This window comes from Anaeromyxobacter oryzisoli (assembly GCF_022690765.1).
Lineage (GTDB): Bacteria > Myxococcota > Myxococcia > Myxococcales > Anaeromyxobacteraceae > Anaeromyxobacter > Anaeromyxobacter oryzisoli.
This window is the reverse complement of record NZ_JALCZA010000087.1, coordinates 1-18528: the sequence shown is the minus strand read 5'-3', so window position 1 is coordinate 18528 and position 18528 is coordinate 1. Positions and strand designations below refer to the sequence as shown.

Here is an 18528-nt window from a genome sequence, read left to right as displayed (position 1 = left end):
CGGCGAGCTGCTCCCGCCCAACTGGGCCGCTGCGCGGCGCGCCGCGGCAGCCTGATCCCACTCGCACTCGCCGAAGCCTCCCACGCCGGTCCGCCGGACCGCTACGTGCGGTCGGCCGGGCGGATACCCGGCGCCCACGCCGCGCGGAGCCGCTGACGGATCGCGGACTCGCCGATCCCGGGGCTACGCGACGCGCGACACCGAAGGTGTTCGCGAATCGCGAGCCCTCGTCTAGCCGATCCCGAGGAGCCGGTACGCGAAGCGGTACGCCTCCGCCGGGATGGCGGCCTCCCAGAACCCGGTCGCGCGCGCGATGGCCCAGAAGCCGAGCATCACGCCGAGCGCGGCCGCGGGGACCACCCATGGAGTCCAGGCGCGCGTCCCCCTCCGCGTGACGCCGAGGCAGTCCCGGGCGGTGCACGCGGCGACGCACGACATGCACCCGGTGCACTCGGTGGAGAGGACGCGGAGCCGCGCGTGCACGGGGATCTCGCTCGGACACGCGCGCGTGCAGGCGCGGCAGTCGTTGCACGCGTCGGGGTCGCGGCGGACCGAGACGGGCGAGAGCAGGCTGGCGAGGCCGAGGAGCGCGCCGTAGGGGCAGAGGTACCGGCACCAGGCGTGCTTCACGACGAGCGAGATCGCCACGAGGCCGCCGAGGACCGCGACCACCGCCGCCGAGGGGTGCGCGAAGAAGGCGAGCATCTTCGCGTCGGCGGCGAGGTTGAACGGCGCCCGGAGGAACCCGTCGATCGCCTCGAGCGGCATCGCGACGACCACCGTCCAGAGGAAGAACCCGAGGAGGAGGTACTTGACGCCGGCGAGGGGCAGGTCGAGCCAGCGCGGCACCGCGGGCCAGCGCCGGCGCCAGATCGTCCTGCGCCCGACCCACTCGAGCGCGCGCGAGATCGTGCCCACCGGGCAGATCCAGGAGCAGAACGCCTTCCGCGCGACGAACGCGGTCGCGAGCGCGGCGAGGAAGATCGTGAGCCCGGCGGGGTGGACCGCGTCCCAGTAGCCGGTCAGGAAGAAGCGCTTCGCGGCGACCAGGGCCGCGATGGGGAGGAACGCCTCCACCGCGGGCGGGCGCGCCACGGTGACCGGCGCGTCGCCGAGGACCGCGGCGTGGAACCGGACGAACTGCCAGGCGACGAGGAGGAGGAACGCGAGGTACGCGAGCTGCACCGCCCACCGGACCCGGGGGAGCGCGCCGTGCGGATTGACCCAGCGCGCCTCGCGCCGAGGCGCGACGTCCGGTGACGGCGGAGGGTGCGGGGACGGTCCGGGCCTGCGATCGAGGGGTGAGGACATCTATACGCTCCGGCGTGTCTCTCCCCTCGCCGCGAACGTTAGCGCGAGGGGGTGGTCCGCCACAATCGGGCGGGCATCCGATCAGCCCTGCGGCGACACCTGCGCCGACGGCTCGGGGGATGGCTCGGGCGGCGGCTCGGTGGACGCGGCGGCGGCGCGCGCGACCTCGAGGCGCCGCGCCGTCACGACCAGGTCCCAGGAGTAGACGACGAGCGACGACCAGATGAGCCCGAAGGCGAGCGCGTGGGCGCGGGTGAAGGGCTCGCGGTAGAGCACGACGCCGAGCAGGAACTGGCAGGTCGGGGCGACGTACTGGATGAGCCCCATGGTCGAGAGCCGGAGCCGCTGCACGCCCACCGCGAACCACACCAGCGGGATCGCGGTGATGGGGCCGGCGAGCGCGAGGAGGATCGAGGGCGCGAGGCCGTGGCCGAAGGCGCCCGCGCCGCTCGCGGCCCGGGCGAGGAGCAGCGCGAGGGCGAGCGGAACGAGGAACGTGGTCTCGACGAGCAGGCCGGCGAGCGGGTCCACGGCGGCGCGCTTGCGGAGGAGGCCGTAGAGCCCGAACGTCAGGGCGAGCAGGAGCGCGACCCACGGGAACGTGCCGAGCCGCACGACGAGGGCGAGGACGCCGGCGCCGGCGAGCGCGAGGGCGCCGCGCTGCCGGACGGAGAGCGGCTCGCCGAGGAACACGACCCCGAGCAGCACGTTCACGAGCGGGTTCACGAAGTACCCGAGGCTCGCCTCCACCACGCGCCCGGACTGGATCGCCCAGATGTAGAGGAGCCAGTTCCCGGCGATGAGGGCCGACGTCGTCGCGAGCACGCCGCGCGGACCGCGGGCGAGCGCCTCCCGGAGCGCGGCCCCCCTCCGCGCCGCGACGACCACGGCGGCGAGGAGCACGACGGACCACACGACGCGGTGGGCGAGCACCTCCGGCGCCGGGATCCCCCGGAGCGCCTTGAAGTAGAGCGGCAGGAAGCCCCACGCGAGGTATGCGGCGAAGGCGTACAGGAAACCCTTGGAGCGAGGTTGCACGGGCGGCGAATCCTAACCGGGCCCCTCGCCCGCCGCCACCGAAGGGACCACCCCGCTCCACGCCCCGGCGCCGCGCGTCGCGTTAGGATCCACCTCGGGCCGGAGCGCGTGCTCCGGCGGAGGGCCGGGACGATGCCGAACGCGGACTGGAAGAAGATCTGCTGCCCCATCGACTTCTCCGACGCCTCGCGGGCCGCCCTGGAGGTCGCGGCCGACCTGGCGCGCCGGTTCGGGGCCCGGCTGATCCTGCTCCACGCCTACCCGATCCCCGGCTACACCTTCCCGGACGGCTCGATCGTCGCGAGCCCGAAGATGATGCAGGAGCTGGCGGATCAGGCGGAGCGGCACCTCCAGCTCTGGCGCGCCGACGCCGAGAAGCTCGGGGCCGTCGCCGTCGAGACCGCGAAGGCGATCGGCGAGCCCGCCGCGGAGGTCGTCGCGTTCGCGAAGGAGCAGGGCGTCGATCTGCTCGTGCTCGGGACCCACGGCCGGACCGGCATCGAGCACGCGCTGATGGGCTCCATCGCCGAGCGGGTGGTGCGGCGCGCGGGCTGCCCGGTACTGACGGTGCACCCGCTGGGCCGCGCCCGACCGTGACGGCGACCCCCGCTCGCGCCGTGCGCGCCGGCCCGCCGGCCCGCGGCGCTTTGCTGGCGCGGCCGTGGGACGGGCGCTATTCACGCGTCCGGCCCGCCGAGCTGGGGGCGCGAGGGGGATCGCCAGATGGCCGAGCTCGTCACCGAGTACATGGGGCTCCTCCTCCCGAGCCCGCTCGTCGTCGCGAGCTCAGCGTTCTCGAACCGGCTGGACAACCTCGAGGCGGCGGAGGGACACGGCGCGGGCGCCGTGGTGCTCCGCTCCCTGTTCGAGGAGCAGATCGAGGCCGCGTCGTCGGCCCTCGAGGAGGAGCTGGCCCGCGGGGCCGAGTCCAACCCCGAGGCCCGCACGTACTTCCCGCCGCAGCGGGTCGGGCCGCACGAGTACCTCTCCCTGGTCGAGCGGGCCAAGCGCGCGCTGGACATCCCGGTCATCGCCAGCCTGAACTGCTGCACGCCGGGGAGCTGGACCGAGTACGCGCGCGAGATCGAGCAGGCCGGCGCCGACGCTCTCGAGGTGAACCTCTACTCCGTGCAGGCCGATCCGCAGATCTCGAGCGCCGAGGTCGAGCGGCGCGACCTCGAGATCGTCGAGTCGATCCGGGACGCCGTGCGCGTGCCGGTCGCGGTGAAGCTCTCGCCCTACTTCACCGCCCTGGCGCACTTCGCGGCGCGGGTCGACGCCGCCGGGGCGAACGCGCTCGTGCTCTTCAACCGGTTCCTCCAGCCGGACATCTCGCTCGAGCGGCTGACGGCGGTCCCCTCCATGACGCTGTCCGCGCCCGCGGAGATGCTGGTCTCGCTCCGCTGGATCGGGCTCCTGCACGGCCGGATCCGCGCGCACCTCGCCGCGTCCACCGGCGTCTACGACGCCGCCGCGGTGCTGAAGCAGATCCTCGCCGGAGCGCAGGTCGTGCAGGTCGCCTCGACCCTCGTGAAGAACGGCATCCCGCAGCTCGGGAAGATCCTCGCCGAGGTCGAGGACTGGCTCGACCGACGGGGCACGAGCCTCGACGCGATCCGGGGGACGCTCTCGCAACGGGAGATCCAGGATCCGGGCGCGTTCGAGCGCGCCCAGTACGTGCACCTCATCCTGTCGCAGAACATTTGATGACGGACGAGGGTGGCGCGCGACCTCGTGCCCGGGGCCGTCACCCCGTGCCCGCGGCCGCGGTCCGGAAGGAGCGTGCAGGGGCGGCCCGGATGGCGTACGGTTCGAGGTCCGTCGCTCACCGCATGCCTTCCGTCCCCCCCTCGACCCCCCCGCTCAAGGGCGCCCACGGCGTCGTCCGGAGCTTCCGCTGGGCCTGGACGGGGCTCGTCGAGGGCGCCCTGCGGGAGCGGAACCTCCGGATCCAGCTCGCGGGGGCCATCCTGGTGGCCTCCTTCGCGGCGGTCGCGCCGCTCGCGCCGGTGGAGCGCGCGCTCCTCCTCCTCTGCGCCGCCGCGGTGCTCGCCGCGGAGGCGGCGAACTCGGCCCTCGAGGCGGTGGTGGACCTCGCCGCGCCCGGGCTCGACGAGCGGGCGCGGATCGCGAAGGACTGCGCCGCGGCCGCGGTCCTCACCCTCTCCGCGGGGGCGGCGGTGGTCCTGCTCGCGATCGCGCTGCCGGTCCTCCCCGTCCTCCGGGCCCACGCCCGCGAGCTCGCCGTGCCCGCCGCCGCCGCCCTCGGAACGGCCGCCGCCGCGGGGGTGCTCCCGTCCCCTGGCTCGCGCGGGCGCGGCGCGGACGTGCTCTTCGCCCTCGGCGGCGTCGCCTGCCTCGTGCCCGTCGCCCGCGCCGCGACGGCGCCCGCCGGAGTCGTCGCGGCCGCGCTCCTGCTCCTCGTGGCCTGCGACGCGGCCCGGCGGCGGTGACAGGCCTCCGGGCCTCCGGCGACGCGGGGGTCAGGATCGAGCGCCCGGGAGGCCCTGCTCCTCGTCGTCCCCGCGCTCCGGCAGCGTCCGCTCGGGCGGCGCGGGGGGGACCTGCTCGCGCGAGCGCTCCTCCGACGCGGCCTCGTCCTGAGCGTGCACGATCGCGGCGGCGGCGTCGTCCTGATCCTGGGTCCAGCTCGTCGGCGCCGAGGAGAGCCCCTCGAGCGGCCGCTCGCGGTGGTCGTTCTCGGTCTCGAGGTCCTTCAGCTCCTGCTCCCGCCGGATCGCGAGCTCGCGCTGCCGCTGCCGCTCCATCGGATCCATGCCGGCCTCCGTCCCGTCGCGGTCCCGAGGGTGCCCCGCGAAGCCGCCGCGGCGGATCCCGAAGGGTCCGTCCGCCCCGCCTCGATCTTGCGCACACCGGCCGGCTCTCGCACCGTGCGTGCATGCCGTCGCCCGTCGAGGCGCACCTCCCCAGGAGGGGCGTGCAAAGAGGCGAGCCACCGCTAGGAATGCTGGGCTGCGCGATCGGCCCGCCGCGAGGGGGCGAGGCGGGCGGGATGAAAGGCCGACTCCACGGGGAGCGGCTCGCGCGGCGCGGCTTCAACCAGCAGACGGACCCCAAGACGGACCCATGGAGGACGGAACGATGGCTCAGCTGAAGGGAAGCAAGACCGAGCAGAACCTCAAGGACGCCTTCGCCGGAGAGTCGCAGGCGAACCGGCGGTACCTGTACTTCGCGAAGATCGCGGACGTGGAGGGCTACCCCCAGGTCGCGTCGAACTTCCGGGACACCGCCGAGGGCGAGACCGGCCATGCGCACGGCCACCTCGACTTCCTCAAGGCGGTAGGCGACCCCGCCACCGGGCTCCCCATCGGCGACAGCACGCTGAACCTGAAGGCCGCCATCGCCGGTGAGACCCACGAGTACACCGACATGTACCCGGGGATGGCGAAGACCGCCCGCGCCGAGGGCTTCGCCGAGATCGCGGACTGGTTCGAGACCCTCGCGAAGGCCGAGAAGTCGCACGCCGGCCGCTTCGGCCAGATGCTCAAGTCGATCGAATAGAGGTGGGAGAGGCTTCAGGCATGAACACCCCGGAGAAGCGCATCTCGTACCAGCCCACGCCCGGCCTCTCCTACGACCCCTCGGACGCCCGCTACTGGGACCCCGCCGCGCTCGACGGCGAGGTCCGGCGGGTGTTCGAGATCTGCAACGGCTGCCGGCTGTGCTTCAAGTACTGCGACGTGTTCCCGGGGCTGTTCCGCCTCCTCGACGAGAAGTACGACGGCGACGTGCTGAAGCTCGGGCCGGCCGAGGTGGAGGGCGTCTTCGACGGCTGCTTCCAGTGCAAGCTGTGCGAGGTGCAGTGCCCGTACACGCCGCGCGACGGCCACGCGTTCCAGCTCGACTTCCCCAAGCTGGTCCACCGCTACCGCGGCGTCCGGCAGCGGGGGAAGCGGAGGAGCCTGCGCCAGCGGGTGCTGAACGATCCCGACCGCGCCGGCAAGCTCGCGCGGCTGTCGCTGGGGCTCGCGAACGCGTCCACGCGGAGCCGGCCGCTCCGGGTCCTGATGGAGAAGACGGTCGGGATCCACCGCGACAAGCTCCTGCCGCCCTTCGCGGCGCAGCCGTTCGACGCCTGGGCGGAGGAGCACGGCTACGTGCGGCCCGAGCCGGGCGGCGAGGCGGTGCTCTTCCAGACCTGCTTCGTGCAGCACAACGAGCCGGAGCTCGGGCGGGACGCGCTGTTCGTGCTCCAAAAGAACGGCGTGGACGTGCGGGTGGTGAAGGGGCTCGCCTGCTGCGGCATGCCGGCGTGGGAGGTGGGGGACCTCGCCTCCCTCCGCGCCTGGGCGCGGACCGATCTCGACCTGCTCCTCCCGTTCGTGGAGCGCGGCGCCAAGGTGCTGGTGGTGAACCCGACCTGCTCGATGATGATGCGCCGCGAGTGGCCGCACCTGCTCGAGGGCGCGGATCGGGCCCGGGCGGAGCAGCTCGCCGCGGCCGTGATGGACGTCTCGGAGTTCCTCTGGTCGATCCGGAACGAGCCGCGGTTCCAGACCGACTTCAGATCGGCCCCGCCGGGCGGCAAGATCGCCTACCACGCGCCGTGCCACCTCCGCGCCCAGGGGATCGGCTTCAAGGGGCGCGATCTCGCCCGGAAGATCCCGGGCGTGACCGTCGGCGCGACCGTGATGGAGTGCTGCGGCCACGACGGCACCTACGCGCTGACGGTGGAGGGGTTCGAGCCGTCGCGACGGATCGGCGCGAAGGCGTTCGACGGGATGAAGGCCGCCGACGCGCAGGTCTGGGTGACCGACTGCCCGCTCGCGGCGCTCCAGTTCCAGCAGCACGCCGGGAGGCGGCCGCTCCACCCCGTGACGCTCCTCGCCCGGGCGTACCGCGGCGAGGGGTTCGAGGCGGCGCCGGGCGCGGCCGCCGGAAAGGACGGCGAGCGATGAGGCCGGTCAAGCGCGAGGAGCTGCTCGACCTCGCGGCGTACGAGGCGTCGCGTCCGGAGCTCCGCGCCGCGATCCTCGAGGCGAAGCGGCGGCGGCGGGTGCACGTGGGCGGCGTCCTCACGTTCCTCTTCGAGAACACCGCGACGATCCGCTACCAGATCCAGGAGATGATCCGGGCCGAGCGCCTGACGCGAGACGAGGACATCCGCCACGAGCTCGAGACCTACAACGAGCTGCTGGGCGGGAAGGGCGAGCTCGGCGTGTCGCTCCTCATCGAGATCACGGACCCGGAGGAGCGGGACCGGAAGCTCCGCGCCTGGCTCGACCTGCCGGCGCACGTCTACCTCGAGCTGCCGGGCGGCGAGCGGGTGCGGGCTCGCTACGACGCGCGCCAGGTCGGCGCCGATCGGCTCTCGTCCGTGCAGTACCTCGAGTTCGACGTCCGGGGCACGGTGCCCGTCGCGGTCGGCTCGGACCTGCCCGGGCTCGAGGCCCGGACGGCGCTCGACCGCGAGCAGCGCGAGGCGCTGGAGCAGGACCTCCGCTCGGACGCTTGACGGCGTCGTCCCCGCGGCCGGCCGCCCGGCCGTGTCCCCATCTCTCCGACCCTCGAGCACCGCCCGGGCGACAAGCTCCGGTGCGCGAGCGGTCTGCCACGGAGGCGTCTCATGGAGTACGTCGCGATCCCCGGCCTGCCGTTCCCCGCGTCCCGCGTCGGCCTGGGCACCTGGGCGATCGGGGGCTGGATGTGGGGCGGCACCGACGAGACGGAGTCGATCCGCACGATCCACGCCGCCCTCGACGCCGGCGTGAACCTGATCGACACCGCGCCGGTCTACGGGTTCGGGCGCGCGGAGGAGCTCGTCGGGCGCGCGCTCGCCTCGTCCGGGCGGCGCGATCGCGTGCTCGTCGCGACCAAGTGCGGGCTCGACTGGACGAAGGGCGGCGTCCGGCGCGACGCCTCCCCGGCGCGGATCGCCCGCGAGGTGGAGGACTCGCTGCGGCGCCTCCAGGTGGACGTCATCGACCTGTACCAGCTCCACTGGCCGGATCCGGCGGTGCCGCTCGAGGAGACCGCGGGGGCGCTCGACGGGCTCCGTCGCGCCGGGAAGATCCGCGCCATCGGCGCGTCCAACCTCTCCGTCGCGCAGCTCGAGCGGTTCCGCGCCGCGGCGCCGCTCGCGGCCGACCAGCCGCCGTACAACCTGTTCGAGCGCGCCATCGACGCCGACGTCCTGCCGTTCTGCCGGGAGCACGGCATCGCGACCCTCGCCTACGGCGCGCTCTGCCGCGGGCTCCTCTCGGGCCGCATGGCGGCCGGCACCACCTTCGACGGGGACGATCTCCGCAAGGACGATCCCAAGTTCCACCCGCCGCGGTTCGACCAGTACCTCGGCGCGGTCGCGGACCTGGACGCCTTCGCACGCGAGCGGTTCGGGCGCACCGTGCTCGAGCTCGCGGTCCGCTGGATCCTCGACCAACCGGGCATCTCGATCGCGCTGTGGGGCGCGCGACGCGCCGGTCAGCTCGATCCGCTGCCGCGCGTCTTCGGCTGGCGCCTCGACGACACCGCGAAGGTGCGGATCGATCGGATCGTCCAGGCCAACGTGACCGATCCGGTCGGCCCGGAGTTCATGGCGCCGCCCTCGGCATGACCAGTGTCCCTCGACGAGGGGGATTGCGAAGGGGCAGGCCGGCCCTTAGCTCACCCGGGAGGGCGGCGAGCCGCCGCCCGGGAGGTTGGCGACGATGCACCGCGCTCCGAGGATCCCCCACGCCCATGCGATCGCCCTGACCCGCTCCGATCCGGTGCTCGTGCCCTGGCGCGCGTGGACGACCGCGGCGATCGTCCTCGCGGTGCTGCTCGCGGGGCTCCTCGGGCGGTAGCCCCGGACCGGCGGTAGCCCGACGCGGGGTAGCCGAGCACGGCGTCCCCGCGGGGGGCCATCGGCCTGAGCATTCGTCCCGGCACCGCCGCCGCTCTGCGAGGCGTTGCGTGCTGAGAGGGGCCGCGGGGTACGAGCGCGCCTGCACGGCAAGCGTGGGGCTGGCTCAGGCACTTCGGCGCGCTGCGCGCGCCTACGCTCAGGCGAACGGAACTTCGAATCGCCTGCGCTGCTCCGTCGTCGTGTGCCCCGGCTCGGCGACGGCATCGTGTGCCTCGCGACGGGCTCGACCCAACCGAGAGGCGCTATGAGGCGCTCGCCACGGCTCTCGACCGCCCACCGATGCGGGGCGGCAGGAGAGCTGGAGCAGGTACGGTGGCCGCACGTCGGCCATCATCACCGTCGCCCGAGAGCCGGACCGGCCGCCATGCGCTCACCCCGAGCGCTTCTTCTTCGCTGCCCACCGCGGCGCCGTATCCGTTCGTGCGACAGGTGCGGAGTCGAAGAGCTCACCGTTCGACCGTCGCCTGAATCGGTCCATCAAGGCGTCCCCGAAGACCTTCCGAGCGGCGAGCTGGTTGTGAAAGAAACAGAGGAGGTAGATGTTCTCGACCGTGGGCGGGCCGCCCAGGGCCTCGGCCTCGCGGTGTTCGAACTCGAGCTGGTAAGTCGAGCCGCAGATGCCGCCGGAGTCGAGGGGGTACTGGCAGCGGCCGCCATCGCGGAGCCAGACCTGGCGCTTCACCTCGGCGGAGAGGTGCTCCGGCTTCGAGGGGCGGCGCTTCGCGAGCGGCTTCTGCACGAGCCCCTTCCGCTTTGCGCTTCGGGCGAGGACGAGGTCGAGGCCGACCTCGAGGATCTCCTCCGTGGTGGCGCCGAAATGCGAATGGGAGAGCGCATCCCGGGCGGCGTCGAGCTTCGCGAGGAAGCGGCGGGAGACGTTGAAGTGAAGCCGCCGGAGCTCGGCGCTGAGCGGCTCGACCGATTCGCCACGGGGCTCGCGGGAAGATGGGGCGTGCGCCGCAGCGCGCGGAGAGTTGGCATCGACAAGGTTTTCCGGCGAACCTCTCGCTTCGAGCAGCTCGAACGGTGCCGCCGTGACACCGTTCGGGGCCGCGACCGGGAGCGCCGCGCCCGGGCTCGCCGCCGCCGCGACCTCGAGACGCGGAACGGCCTCCTCCGTGACCGGGCCGCGCACCGCCGTCACGATCTCGCGGCGCGGCGGTTTCTCGACCGGCTTGATCTCGGCCGCAACCTCCGCCGCCTCGTGCTTCGAGCGGTGGAAGAACCGCGGCAGCACCTCCGCCCGGTTCTCGGGCGAGATCACCTTCGCGAGCTCCGCGATGCTCGAGATGCAAAGCCTCCCGTCGCGCAACGGCTCGATCACCTCGGGGAACCGCTGCACCAGCTCGGCGGCGGTCTTCCGGTAGAACGCGGCCCCCTTCGAGAGCCCGAGCTCGCGATGGAGGAACCAGAACAGGCTCGAGTAGCCGAGCTCGACCCAGAGGCGGCGGCGATCGAATTCGGCGAGGGCGACCAGGAAGTCGGCCATGCAGTCGTGCTCGCGGCGGAGGAGCTCGGAGAGGCGGGCGGAGAGATCGCGTGCGTGCATGAACCAATGGTCTCACGGGATTTCACGACCTCCCCAGGCGCACGCATTCGCGCCTGGACGCGAGAACGGGAACGGTCCCTCGCGCCTCGGCTCCGCACGGACTCGCTGCGCACGGCGCCCCCGCGACGCTGCGAGAGAGGCCTATTCGGACGACCTGGGCTCGCGAAGCGTCACCCACCGGAAACGCGTCAATCGCCGATTGGTGAAACGTGGGTTCCCGCGAAAGGAGGAGCCCGCCAGCGCCGGGGTTGATACTGTCGGTGAATGAAGGGACCGTGCGATGTCCGAAGAGGGCTGCCTCGCCCGCAGGTGAAACGCGGGCTTCTTCGGGGCCGATCTTGCGCAGACGAGTCCCACGCAGTGTGGCGTCCCGGCCCTTCCATCTTCTTGAGCCCAGTCCGGCCGTCATCCAGGGCCGTTCGCCTGCAAGGTCCCTGTTCGACGGCCCTGCTCTCCGCGCGAACGTGATGCATCCGAAGCCATCGCCCGGGCCCGGTCGCCGGTCGCCGTCACCTCAGGTCGCGGAGGGTCCGCGCGGCGAGCCGGCGACGCAGCACGAGGAACAGCTCGGCGGTGGCGATCGCGTCGGTGAGCGCGTCGTGCTGGCCGTAGTCGGGCAGCCCCAGCCGCCGCCGCGCCGCGAGCAGGTTCAGCTCCGGCTCCTGGTCGGGCGCGCCCGGGTCGATGAGGCGGGCCCGCTTCGCCGCGGCGAGGAGCAGCGCCACCGTGTCCACGACGGGCGGGCTCGGCCAGCGGCGCCCGGCGCGCCGGTACGCGCGCTTCAGGAAGGCGACGTCGAGCGCGGCCTGGTGCACGAGCAGCGCGCCCTCCCGGAGCCGCTCGTCCACGCGGGCGAGCACCTCGTCGAGCCCGGGCGCCCCGCGGACGTCGTCGGGGACGAGCTGGTGCGCGCGCACCGAGCCGGGATCGACCCGGTCGGCCCGCTCCGGCCGGACCAGCGTCGAGAACGCCTCGCCGAGGCGGACCGCGCCGGCCCGGATCGGGACCATGCCGGCCGACAGGATCGCGTCGGTGCGCGGGTCGAGGCCGCCGGTCTCGAGGTCGAGCGCCCAGTACACGACCCGATCCCAGGGCGGCGAGGGCCAGAGCATGGTCGTTCCCATCACGGCGGCGGCCGTCAGAACAGATCCGTCCGGTAGTGGTACGACGCGCGGTCCTGCCAGATCTCGATGGCGCGGAACGTGTCGCGCAGCCGGCTCCGCTCGCTCGACGAGAAGTCCGAGAGCGACACCACGTTCGTGGGCGGCCGGCCCTCGGAGATCATGCGGAGCTGCTCGCGGAGGCGGAGGCGGAGCAGGAACCGGTAGGCCTCCGAGAGCGTCTCGCACGAGTCCTTCGCGATGAGGCCGGCGCGGAGCGCGGCGGCGAGCCGCTCGAGGGTGTTGGACGAGCGGGCGCCGGACTCGAGGCCGTACACGCGCGCGAGGAAGACGATGGGGCTGATCCCCTTGAGCTTCAGGTCGAAGCGGCTCGAGTCCCCGCGGAGCCGGAGCATGAGCCCGCCGGGCGGCTGGAAGGTGAGGGCGCTCTTCGCCATCGCGGCGAGGAAGGTCCGGGCGCCGCGGGCGCGCTGCACGACCTTGTCGAGCGGCGCGAGGTCGAGGGCGCCGTGCGCCGCGCGGAAGTCGAACAGGATCGACGCCTCGAGGAGCGCCTGCGGCGTCGGGGAGTCGAGCCAGCCGCGGAACCGGTCCTCCCACTCGGCCAGCGGCGCCTTCCAGTTCACGGCCATGTAGCCGCCGGGGCAGCGCGGGAAGCCGGCGGCCTGGAGGTCGGCGTTCGCCCGCTCCGCCAGCGCGCCGAAGTAGGCCCGCGCCGCCGGCGTGTCGTCGCCCCAGACGAGCGCGTTGTCCTGATCGGTGAGGAGGGTCTGCTCCATGCGCCCCTCCGACCCGAACACCATCCACGCGTACGGCGTCGGGGGCGGCCCGAGGTCCGCCTCGGCCCACCTGAGGATCCGGCCGACGAGCGTGTCGTTGAGGCGCGCCACGAACCCGCCGATCACGATCGGCTCGAGCCCGCCGGCGAAGAGCGCCGAGGCCATCTCGGTCACCTTCGCCCCGTACCCCGGGAGCGCGTCGCGCCCCTGGAGCCGCTCGACGCGCTTCATCACCGCGACCGGGCCGGCGGCGGTGCACTTCAGGAGGTCGGTCGCCGAGAGCACGCCGACGATCTCCTCGCCGCGCACGACCGGCAGGTGGTGCATCCCCGCGTCGAGGAGGATCCGCCACGCCTCGTAGACCGGCGTGTCGGCGGGCACCGTCCGGAGCGGCGCGGTGCGGATCTCGGCGACGCGGGTCTCCGGGCCGCGCCCGGCGGCGAGGACGCGCTGGCGGAGGTCGCGGTCGGTCACGATCCCCGGGGGCGCGGAGTCCACGATCACCGAGCCGACCGCCCGCTCGCACATGAGCCGCGCCGCCTCGCCGACCGTCGCGCCCTCGCCGATCCGCACCGCCGGCCCGCGGAGCAGGGACGCGACCGGCACCCCGAGGTCCGGCTGGAAGCTCGCGACCGGCGAGCGCTCGAGGCTGTTCCGGAGCCGCTCGGCGAGCCCGGAGGCGAAGTGCCCCGCGAACGGCGCGTGCGCGAGGAGGGCCTGGAACCGCGCCTTGGGCAGCCGGTACGCCAGGAGGTCCTCCTCGACGGTGACGTCGAGGGTCGCCTTGCCCGAGATGAGCGAGGTGAAGCCGAACATCTCGCCCTCCTCGAGCACCTGGAGCGTCTGGCCGTCGCGCTCGATCCGGACCGCGCCCTTGCGGATCACGTACAGGTGCTCGGAGGGCGTGCCGCCGCGGGTGAGGAGCCGCGTCCCCGACGCGAAGAAGGTGATCTCGAGGGCCCGGGCGGCCTCGTCGAAGGCGGCCGGCGGGAGCGCGTCGAACGGCGAGATCGAGCGCAGGAACGCGACCGGGTCGAGGGCGGCCATGTGGGAGAGGATAGCAGAGGGGCCGGCGCCGCCGACCGCCCGGCGACCGCGGGCTCCGGGGCCGTTCCCGCCGGGGATTCCCGTGGACGCCGGGGGACACCGGCGATAAACACCCGCCGATGCCCCTCGCGGTGATCCCCTGGTTCGAGCTGCCGAGCTTCAGCCTCGGCCCGTACTTCACCATCCAGTCCTTCGGGATCCTCTCGGCCATCGGGATCCTGGTGGCCGTCCAGCTCGCCGCGAAGGGCGCGCGGGAGCTCGGCAAGGACCCGCAGGTCATCCTCGACTTCTCGGTGGCGGGCGTCCTGAGCGGCGTCCTGTTCGGACACCTCGTCCACCTGCTCTTCTACCATCAGGAGGAGCTGCAGGACCCGATCCGCGTCCTGAAGTTCTGGGAGGGGCTCTCGTCGATGGGCGGGCTCCTCGGCGGCATCCTCGCGGCGGCGGTCTTCTTCAGGCGCAGGAAGATCCGGTTCGCCGACTACGCCGACGCGTTCGCCCTCGGCGTCGCGCCGGGCTGGGGCATCGCGCGGGTGGGCTGCTTCACCGTCCACGATCACCCGGGCATCCACTCCGACTTCTTCCTCGCGGTGAACTGGAACGACGGCGGCGGCCCGCGCCACGACCTCGGGCTGTACGAGGCGATCGCGCTGTTCGCGATGGGGGCGCTCCTCTGGATCCTGCATCGCCGCGGCCTGCTTCGCGGGCGCCTCCTCTCGCTGCTCGCCCTGCTCTACGGCGTGACCCGGTTCTTCCTCGACTTCCTCCGCGCGCGCCCCGGCGACGTGCCCTACGCCGACGGGCGGCAGTGGGGGCTCACCTTCGCCCAGTGGTTCTGCGTCCTCCTGGTCGCGAACGGGGTCCGCGGGCTGGTGGCACGCCGGCCGGCCGCCGCGCCGCCCGTCCGCCGCTCCACGGCGAGCGTCGGCGGGTGATAGAACCCCGGGGATGCCCCCGGACGACCGCGCGCTCGCCCGCTCCATCGCCCTGGTCCCCGCGGAAGGGCGCGAGGCTGCCCGCCCGGTCGCCGAGGCCGAGGCGCGGCTCCGCGCGGTCCTGGCGGAGGTGACGGCGCTCGACGGCGAGCTCGAGGCGCTCTCCGCCGCCCTGGCTGCCTTCTCGCACGCATGGGAGCACGCCGTCGGCGCTTCGTTCGCCGGGCTGGCCGCCGCCGAGCGCGTGGTAGGGAAGCTCCGGCGGCTCGAGGAGGGGCTCCTCGCGCTGGCCGACGCCCTCGCGGCAGGCAGCCCGCCGCCGCCCGCGCGCGAGCCGGCCGGCCGCCGCGCGCGCGGGCGCTCGCGCCCGTCCGCGTCAGGCGCCGCCCGGGAGGCCACCCGGGAGGACGACGGCGAGCCGGAGGTGGCGTCCGCCCCCGCCGGGGGCGAGGACGATCGCGGCGCGGAGCCGCCCCCGGAGATCGAGGCGGAGGAGCGGGTCCTGAAGCGGCTCTATCGCCGCCTCGCCCGGGTGCTCCACCCGGACCTCGCGCGCGACCCCGCGGAGGCGGCGCGGCTCTCGGAGCTGATGGCGCGGGTGAACGCGGCGTACGCGAAGGGCGACCGGACCGCGCTGGAGGTCATGGCCGAGCGGGTCGGCGCGGGCGAGCCGCCGGGCGAGCTCACCGACGAGGAGCGGTTGGCCCACCTCGAGCGCCGGATCGCGACGCTCGCGCGGATCGCCGCGTCGCTCGGACGAGAGCGCGACCGGCTCGTCCGGAGCGACACGCACCGGCTCCGCGCCGAGGCGGAGCGGCGCGCCGCCGAGGGCGGCGTTCTCGTCGCCGAGACGCGCGCCGGGGTCGAGGAGGAGGCCGCCGCGGCGCGCGCCGACGCGCTCGCGCGGCTGGACCGGGTCGCGGCGGCGGCCCGCGCGCTCGCGCGCGCGAGGAGGACGGCGATGCGTGAGATCGAGAAGCGGGGCCCGACGGGGGCGCGGCGCGCCTTCGATCCGCTCGCGGAGAGCGACCTGGTGAGGCGGAGCGCGGCGCGCCTCGAGCGCCGGCGGGCGACCGCCGAGGCCCGCGCCCTCGCTCGGACGCTGGAGGACGCCGCCCGCGCGGCGCCCTGGGAGGTGGCGCTCACCTGCCTCGCCTTCTTCGCCGAGGACGCGGGAGGCCGACCGCCGGAGGCGCTCGCCTCGGCGGAGGGGCTCGCGGCGCGCTGGGATCGGATCCGCGCGGCGTGGCCCGCGGCGCCGGACCTCCCGCGCGCCCTCGGCCGCCTCCCGCGCCACCTCGCCCTCGGCGCCCGCGCGGAGGGCGACGCGGTGCAGGCCGGCCTCCAGCTCGCCTCGGCGGAGCTCGCCGCCGGCGTCCGGATCGCGCTCGACGCCACGCCGGTCGCCGCCATCGCCCGCGACGTGCTCGCGGCCCTCGGCCCCGAGGAGACCTGCAAGGCGTGCGGCGCCGCGGGGCCGGCGCTTCACCTGCACCGCACCCGCGGCCTCGACACGCTCCACGGCCTGGCCTGCGCCGCCTGCGGCGCGATCCTCCGGAGCTACTGGCGCTACGGCGAGGTGGACGGCCTCGAGGCCCTCGCGCCGCACGCCCTCCGGCTCGGCCTGATCGCGGAGGTCACCGCCGCGCTCGGCGACACCGCGCTCGGCTTCCAGATGCTCCCCGCCGAGGCGGAGGCGCTCACCGCGGGGAGGCTCCGGCGCCGCTTCTCCGAGCTCTACCTGGCGCCGTACGACGTGGGCGTCGCGCCCGAGGCCGTCGCCGTCGTCGCGGACGACGGGCCCCTCGGCGACGGCGCGCGCGTCGCCGGGCGGGCCGGGCTCCAGCTGCGGGTCGCCGCGGACGCGGGGACGACCGCTGACGGCTTGCTCGAGCTGCTCCGCGCGCGCATCGAGCGGCGCTTCCGCCCTTGACCGGACGGGGTCCCGGCCCATGGCCGGAGCTCCCTTTACGCGCCGATATCGGTTTTCACGGAGACGCCCCCCGGCTGGGGCGGGTCTCGCGGCCCGCGAACGCGGGAGCGGGCCTTCGTTCGCTTTCCGAGGGCCGATTGACCGATCGGTCGATCGGCCGGGCACGGAGGGGGATCGCGCCGGCCCCGGGCCGTTTGGTACAAGTCGAGGTCGGAGGGTCTCGTGACCGCGAGCCGAAGCATCCTGCTCATCGAGGACGACGCCGGGATCCGCGAGAGCGTCGCCGAGTGTCTCGAGTCCGAGGGGTACGTGGTGACGCCGGTCTCGAACGGCGTCGAGGGGCTCCAGTGGCTGCGCCGGCCGCACCGGCCGAACCTCATCGTGCTCGACCTCGTGATGCCGGTGATGAGCGGCGCCCAGTTCCTCAGCGAGCTCCGGGAGGACCCGGGCCTCCGCGATCTCCCCGTCGTGCTCATGACCGCTGCCTCGCCCTCGGGCACCCTGCCCATCCCCCAGGCAAACGCCTACCTGCCGAAGCCGTTCCACCTCGGCGAGCTGCTCGCGGTCGTCGAGCGTCACTCCGCGGAGCGCTGAGCGCGGCCGAGCCGTCCCTGCCGCCGCGCGTCACGGCGGCGGCCGGTGACCGCCCGGAGCGCCCATGTGGTACCTATTCACCACGCAGCCGCGCCCGGCGCCGGCCGGCGCACGCGTGACGCGGCCCAAGGAGGAGCTCGATGCGGTGGCTTGGAGTGGTGGCGATCGCGACCCTCGCGGTCGGTGCAGGTTGTCAGAAGAAGGGCGAGGCCAAGGTCGGGACGGCGCCGATCGTCATCGGTCACGTGACGTCGCTCACGGGCGACACCGCCACGTTCGGCCAGGGGTCGAACAACGGCGTGAAGCTCGCCCTCGACGAGATCAACGCCGCCGGCGGCGTGAAGGGGCACAAGATCGTCCTCGAGATCTACGACACGCAGGGCAAGCCGGAGGAGGCGGCCATCGCCGCCACCCGCCTCATCACGGACAAGAAGGCGACGGTCCTCATCGGCGAGCTCGGGTCGAGCCGCACCCTCGCGGTGGCGCCCATCGCCGACGCGAACAAGATCCCGGCCATCTCGCCGGCGTCCACCAGCCCGAAGGTCACGAAGGACGGTGACAAGACCCGGCCCTACATGTTCCGCGTCTGCTTCATCGATCCGTTCCAGGGGACGGTGATGGGGAAGTTCGCGCGCCAGAACCTGAAGGTCACGAAGGCCGCCATCGTCCGCGACGTGGGCAACGACTACTCGCAGGGGCTGGCCGACTACTTCGCCAAGACGTTCAAGGAGCTCGGCGGCGAGATCGTGGCCGACGTGAGCTACAAGTCCGGGGACCAGGACTTCAAGGCGCAGCTCACCCGCGTGAAGGCGACGAACCCCGAGATCGTCTACGTGCCCGGCTACTACACCGACGTCGCGCTCATCGGCCGCCAGGCCCGCGAGCTCGGCCTGAAGGTGCCGCTCGCCGGCGGCGACGGCTGGGACTCGGCGACGCTCTACGAGATCGCGCAGGGCGCCCTCGACGGCGGCTACTTCACGAACCACTACTCCGTCGAGAACCAGTCGCCGGTGGTGCAGGAGTTCGTGAAGAAGTACGAGGCCACGTACAAGGGCCAGAAGCCCGACTCCTTCGCCGCGCTCGGCTACGACGCCGCGCGCCTCGCCGTGGACGCGATGAACCGGGCCACCGATCTCACGCCCACCGCGATCCGCGACGCGATCGAGAAGACCACCTCGTTCCAGGGCGTCACGGGCACGATCCGGCTCGACGCCGATCACAACCCGGTGAAGTCGGCCGTGATCATCGGCGTCGAGAAGAACGCGCCGAAGTACGTGACGACCGTCGAGCCGTAGCCCGTCGCCAGGGCCGCGCCGGGCCGGCGCCGCGGGCGAGGGCCGTTCGCCCCGCCCG

At 73.9% G+C, this 18528-nt stretch carries 18 protein-coding genes; 12 read left to right on the top strand and 6 right to left on the bottom strand.

The genetic code is table 11. From position 1 onward, the window contains the following. Nucleotides 1–231: 231 nt before the first annotated feature. Both MNZ27_RS19765 and rarD read right to left on the bottom strand, forming a co-directional pair. The gene (locus MNZ27_RS19765) at nt 232–1311 is read right to left on the bottom strand and encodes a 4Fe-4S binding protein (RefSeq protein ID WP_242395805.1); all 1080 of its coding nucleotides are present in this window, start codon (nt 1309–1311) and stop codon (nt 232–234) included. 81 nt (nt 1312–1392) lie between these two features. Further along, nucleotides 1393–2349 (bottom strand): EamA family transporter RarD, encoded by a 957-nt coding sequence (gene rarD, locus MNZ27_RS19760; protein ID WP_242395804.1) that lies wholly within the window; start codon nt 2347–2349, stop codon nt 1393–1395. A 132-nt stretch (nt 2350–2481) separates the two neighbouring features. On the opposite strand from rarD, the gene MNZ27_RS19755 reads away from it, so the two are divergent. From MNZ27_RS19755 to MNZ27_RS19745, 3 genes are all read left to right on the top strand, one after another. Then, nucleotides 2482–2946, top strand: a complete 465-nt coding sequence (locus MNZ27_RS19755; protein WP_242395803.1) for a universal stress protein — start codon at nt 2482–2484, stop codon at nt 2944–2946. 126 nt (nt 2947–3072) lie between these two features. After that, nucleotides 3073–4056, top strand: a complete 984-nt coding sequence (locus MNZ27_RS19750) for a dihydroorotate dehydrogenase-like protein (RefSeq protein ID WP_242395802.1) — start codon at nt 3073–3075, stop codon at nt 4054–4056. A 125-nt stretch (nt 4057–4181) separates the two neighbouring features. Beyond that, nucleotides 4182–4802, top strand: a complete 621-nt coding sequence (locus MNZ27_RS19745; RefSeq protein WP_242395801.1) for a diacylglycerol kinase — start codon at nt 4182–4184, stop codon at nt 4800–4802. Nucleotides 4803–4832: 30 nt separating this feature from the next. On the opposite strand, the gene MNZ27_RS19740 is transcribed toward MNZ27_RS19745, so the two are convergent. Then, nucleotides 4833–5126 (bottom strand): hypothetical protein, encoded by a 294-nt coding sequence (locus MNZ27_RS19740; protein WP_242395800.1) that lies wholly within the window; start codon nt 5124–5126, stop codon nt 4833–4835. 325 nt (nt 5127–5451) lie between these two features. On the opposite strand from MNZ27_RS19740, the gene MNZ27_RS19735 reads away from it, so the two are divergent. From MNZ27_RS19735 to MNZ27_RS19715, 5 genes are all read left to right on the top strand, one after another. Continuing rightward, nucleotides 5452–5871, top strand: coding sequence for a rubrerythrin family protein (locus tag MNZ27_RS19735; protein WP_242395799.1), 420 nt, complete (start codon nt 5452–5454; stop codon nt 5869–5871). Nucleotides 5872–5891: 20 nt separating this feature from the next. Further along, nucleotides 5892–7268 carry a heterodisulfide reductase-related iron-sulfur binding cluster gene (locus MNZ27_RS19730; protein WP_242395798.1) on the top strand — a complete coding sequence of 459 codons (1377 nt, stop codon included), beginning with the start codon at nt 5892–5894 and terminating at the stop codon, nt 7266–7268. Next, nucleotides 7265–7825 (top strand): DUF3501 family protein, encoded by a 561-nt coding sequence (locus MNZ27_RS19725; RefSeq protein WP_242395797.1) that lies wholly within the window; start codon nt 7265–7267, stop codon nt 7823–7825. Before MNZ27_RS19730 ends, MNZ27_RS19725 begins: the two co-directional genes overlap by 4 nt. A 111-nt stretch (nt 7826–7936) precedes the next feature. Then, on the top strand, nt 7937–8923 hold the full coding sequence (locus MNZ27_RS19720) for an aldo/keto reductase (protein WP_242395796.1): 987 nt from the start codon (nt 7937–7939) through the stop codon (nt 8921–8923). A 94-nt stretch (nt 8924–9017) separates the two neighbouring features. Further along, the gene (locus tag MNZ27_RS19715; protein ID WP_242395795.1) at nt 9018–9155 is read left to right on the top strand and encodes a hypothetical protein; all 138 of its coding nucleotides are present in this window, start codon (nt 9018–9020) and stop codon (nt 9153–9155) included. Nucleotides 9156–9587: 432 nt separating this feature from the next. Here the strand turns inward: MNZ27_RS19715 and MNZ27_RS19710 are convergent, their stop codons facing one another. The 3 genes from MNZ27_RS19710 to MNZ27_RS19700 all read right to left on the bottom strand — a co-directional run bounded on the left by MNZ27_RS19710 (nt 9588) and on the right by MNZ27_RS19700 (nt 13713). Continuing rightward, complete coding sequence (locus MNZ27_RS19710; RefSeq protein WP_242395794.1) at nt 9588–10766, bottom strand: HNH endonuclease; 1179 nt, start codon at nt 10764–10766, stop codon at nt 9588–9590. A gap of 509 nt (nt 10767–11275) precedes the next feature. Then, entirely contained in the window at nt 11276–11878 is a 603-nt protein-coding gene (locus MNZ27_RS19705; RefSeq protein ID WP_242395793.1) for a 3'-5' exonuclease, read from the bottom strand. 26 nt (nt 11879–11904) lie between these two features. After that, nucleotides 11905–13713, bottom strand: coding sequence for a DUF294 nucleotidyltransferase-like domain-containing protein (locus MNZ27_RS19700; protein WP_242395792.1), 1809 nt, complete (start codon nt 13711–13713; stop codon nt 11905–11907). Nucleotides 13714–13832: 119 nt separating this feature from the next. Between MNZ27_RS19700 and MNZ27_RS19695 the strand changes: the two genes are divergently transcribed. The 4 genes from MNZ27_RS19695 (at nt 13833) to MNZ27_RS19680 (ending at nt 18470) form a co-directional block, all read left to right on the top strand. Continuing rightward, nucleotides 13833–14648 carry a prolipoprotein diacylglyceryl transferase gene (locus tag MNZ27_RS19695; RefSeq protein WP_242395791.1) on the top strand — a complete coding sequence of 272 codons (816 nt, stop codon included), beginning with the start codon at nt 13833–13835 and terminating at the stop codon, nt 14646–14648. Nucleotides 14649–14661: 13 nt separating this feature from the next. Beyond that, complete coding sequence (locus MNZ27_RS19690; RefSeq protein ID WP_242395790.1) at nt 14662–16581, top strand: J domain-containing protein; 1920 nt, start codon at nt 14662–14664, stop codon at nt 16579–16581. A gap of 222 nt (nt 16582–16803) precedes the next feature. Beyond that, nucleotides 16804–17175 carry a response regulator gene (locus MNZ27_RS19685; RefSeq protein ID WP_242395789.1) on the top strand — a complete coding sequence of 124 codons (372 nt, stop codon included), beginning with the start codon at nt 16804–16806 and terminating at the stop codon, nt 17173–17175. A gap of 140 nt (nt 17176–17315) precedes the next feature. Beyond that, nucleotides 17316–18470, top strand: a complete 1155-nt coding sequence (locus MNZ27_RS19680) for an ABC transporter substrate-binding protein (protein WP_242395788.1) — start codon at nt 17316–17318, stop codon at nt 18468–18470. Nucleotides 18471–18528: the final 58 nt, after the last annotated feature.

Bases quoted from the DNA above. Each gene is read 5' to 3' on its own strand.
- MNZ27_RS19720 (WP_242395796.1), top strand. From the start codon at position 7,937: ATGGAGTACGTCGCGATCCCCGGCCTGCCGTTCCCCGCGTCCCGCGTC.
- MNZ27_RS19755 (WP_242395803.1), top strand. From the start codon at position 2,482: ATGCCGAACGCGGACTGGAAGAAGATCTGCTGCCCCATCGACTTCTCC.
- MNZ27_RS19705 (WP_242395793.1), bottom strand. From the start codon at position 11,878: ATGCTCTGGCCCTCGCCGCCCTGGGATCGGGTCGTGTACTGGGCGCTC.
- MNZ27_RS19745 (WP_242395801.1), top strand. From the start codon at position 4,182: ATGCCTTCCGTCCCCCCCTCGACCCCCCCGCTCAAGGGCGCCCACGGC.
- MNZ27_RS19715 (WP_242395795.1), top strand. From the start codon at position 9,018: ATGCACCGCGCTCCGAGGATCCCCCACGCCCATGCGATCGCCCTGACC.
- MNZ27_RS19740 (WP_242395800.1), bottom strand. From the start codon at position 5,126: ATGGATCCGATGGAGCGGCAGCGGCAGCGCGAGCTCGCGATCCGGCGG.
- MNZ27_RS19735 (WP_242395799.1), top strand. From the start codon at position 5,452: ATGGCTCAGCTGAAGGGAAGCAAGACCGAGCAGAACCTCAAGGACGCC.
- MNZ27_RS19765 (WP_242395805.1), bottom strand. From the start codon at position 1,311: ATGTCCTCACCCCTCGATCGCAGGCCCGGACCGTCCCCGCACCCTCCG.
- MNZ27_RS19710 (WP_242395794.1), bottom strand. From the start codon at position 10,766: ATGCACGCACGCGATCTCTCCGCCCGCCTCTCCGAGCTCCTCCGCCGC.
- MNZ27_RS19730 (WP_242395798.1), top strand. From the start codon at position 5,892: ATGAACACCCCGGAGAAGCGCATCTCGTACCAGCCCACGCCCGGCCTC.
- MNZ27_RS19725 (WP_242395797.1), top strand. From the start codon at position 7,265: ATGAGGCCGGTCAAGCGCGAGGAGCTGCTCGACCTCGCGGCGTACGAG.
- MNZ27_RS19700 (WP_242395792.1), bottom strand. From the start codon at position 13,713: ATGGCCGCCCTCGACCCGGTCGCGTTCCTGCGCTCGATCTCGCCGTTC.
- MNZ27_RS19750 (WP_242395802.1), top strand. From the start codon at position 3,073: ATGGCCGAGCTCGTCACCGAGTACATGGGGCTCCTCCTCCCGAGCCCG.
- MNZ27_RS19690 (WP_242395790.1), top strand. From the start codon at position 14,662: ATGCCCCCGGACGACCGCGCGCTCGCCCGCTCCATCGCCCTGGTCCCC.
- MNZ27_RS19695 (WP_242395791.1), top strand. From the start codon at position 13,833: ATGCCCCTCGCGGTGATCCCCTGGTTCGAGCTGCCGAGCTTCAGCCTC.
- MNZ27_RS19680 (WP_242395788.1), top strand. From the start codon at position 17,316: ATGCGGTGGCTTGGAGTGGTGGCGATCGCGACCCTCGCGGTCGGTGCA.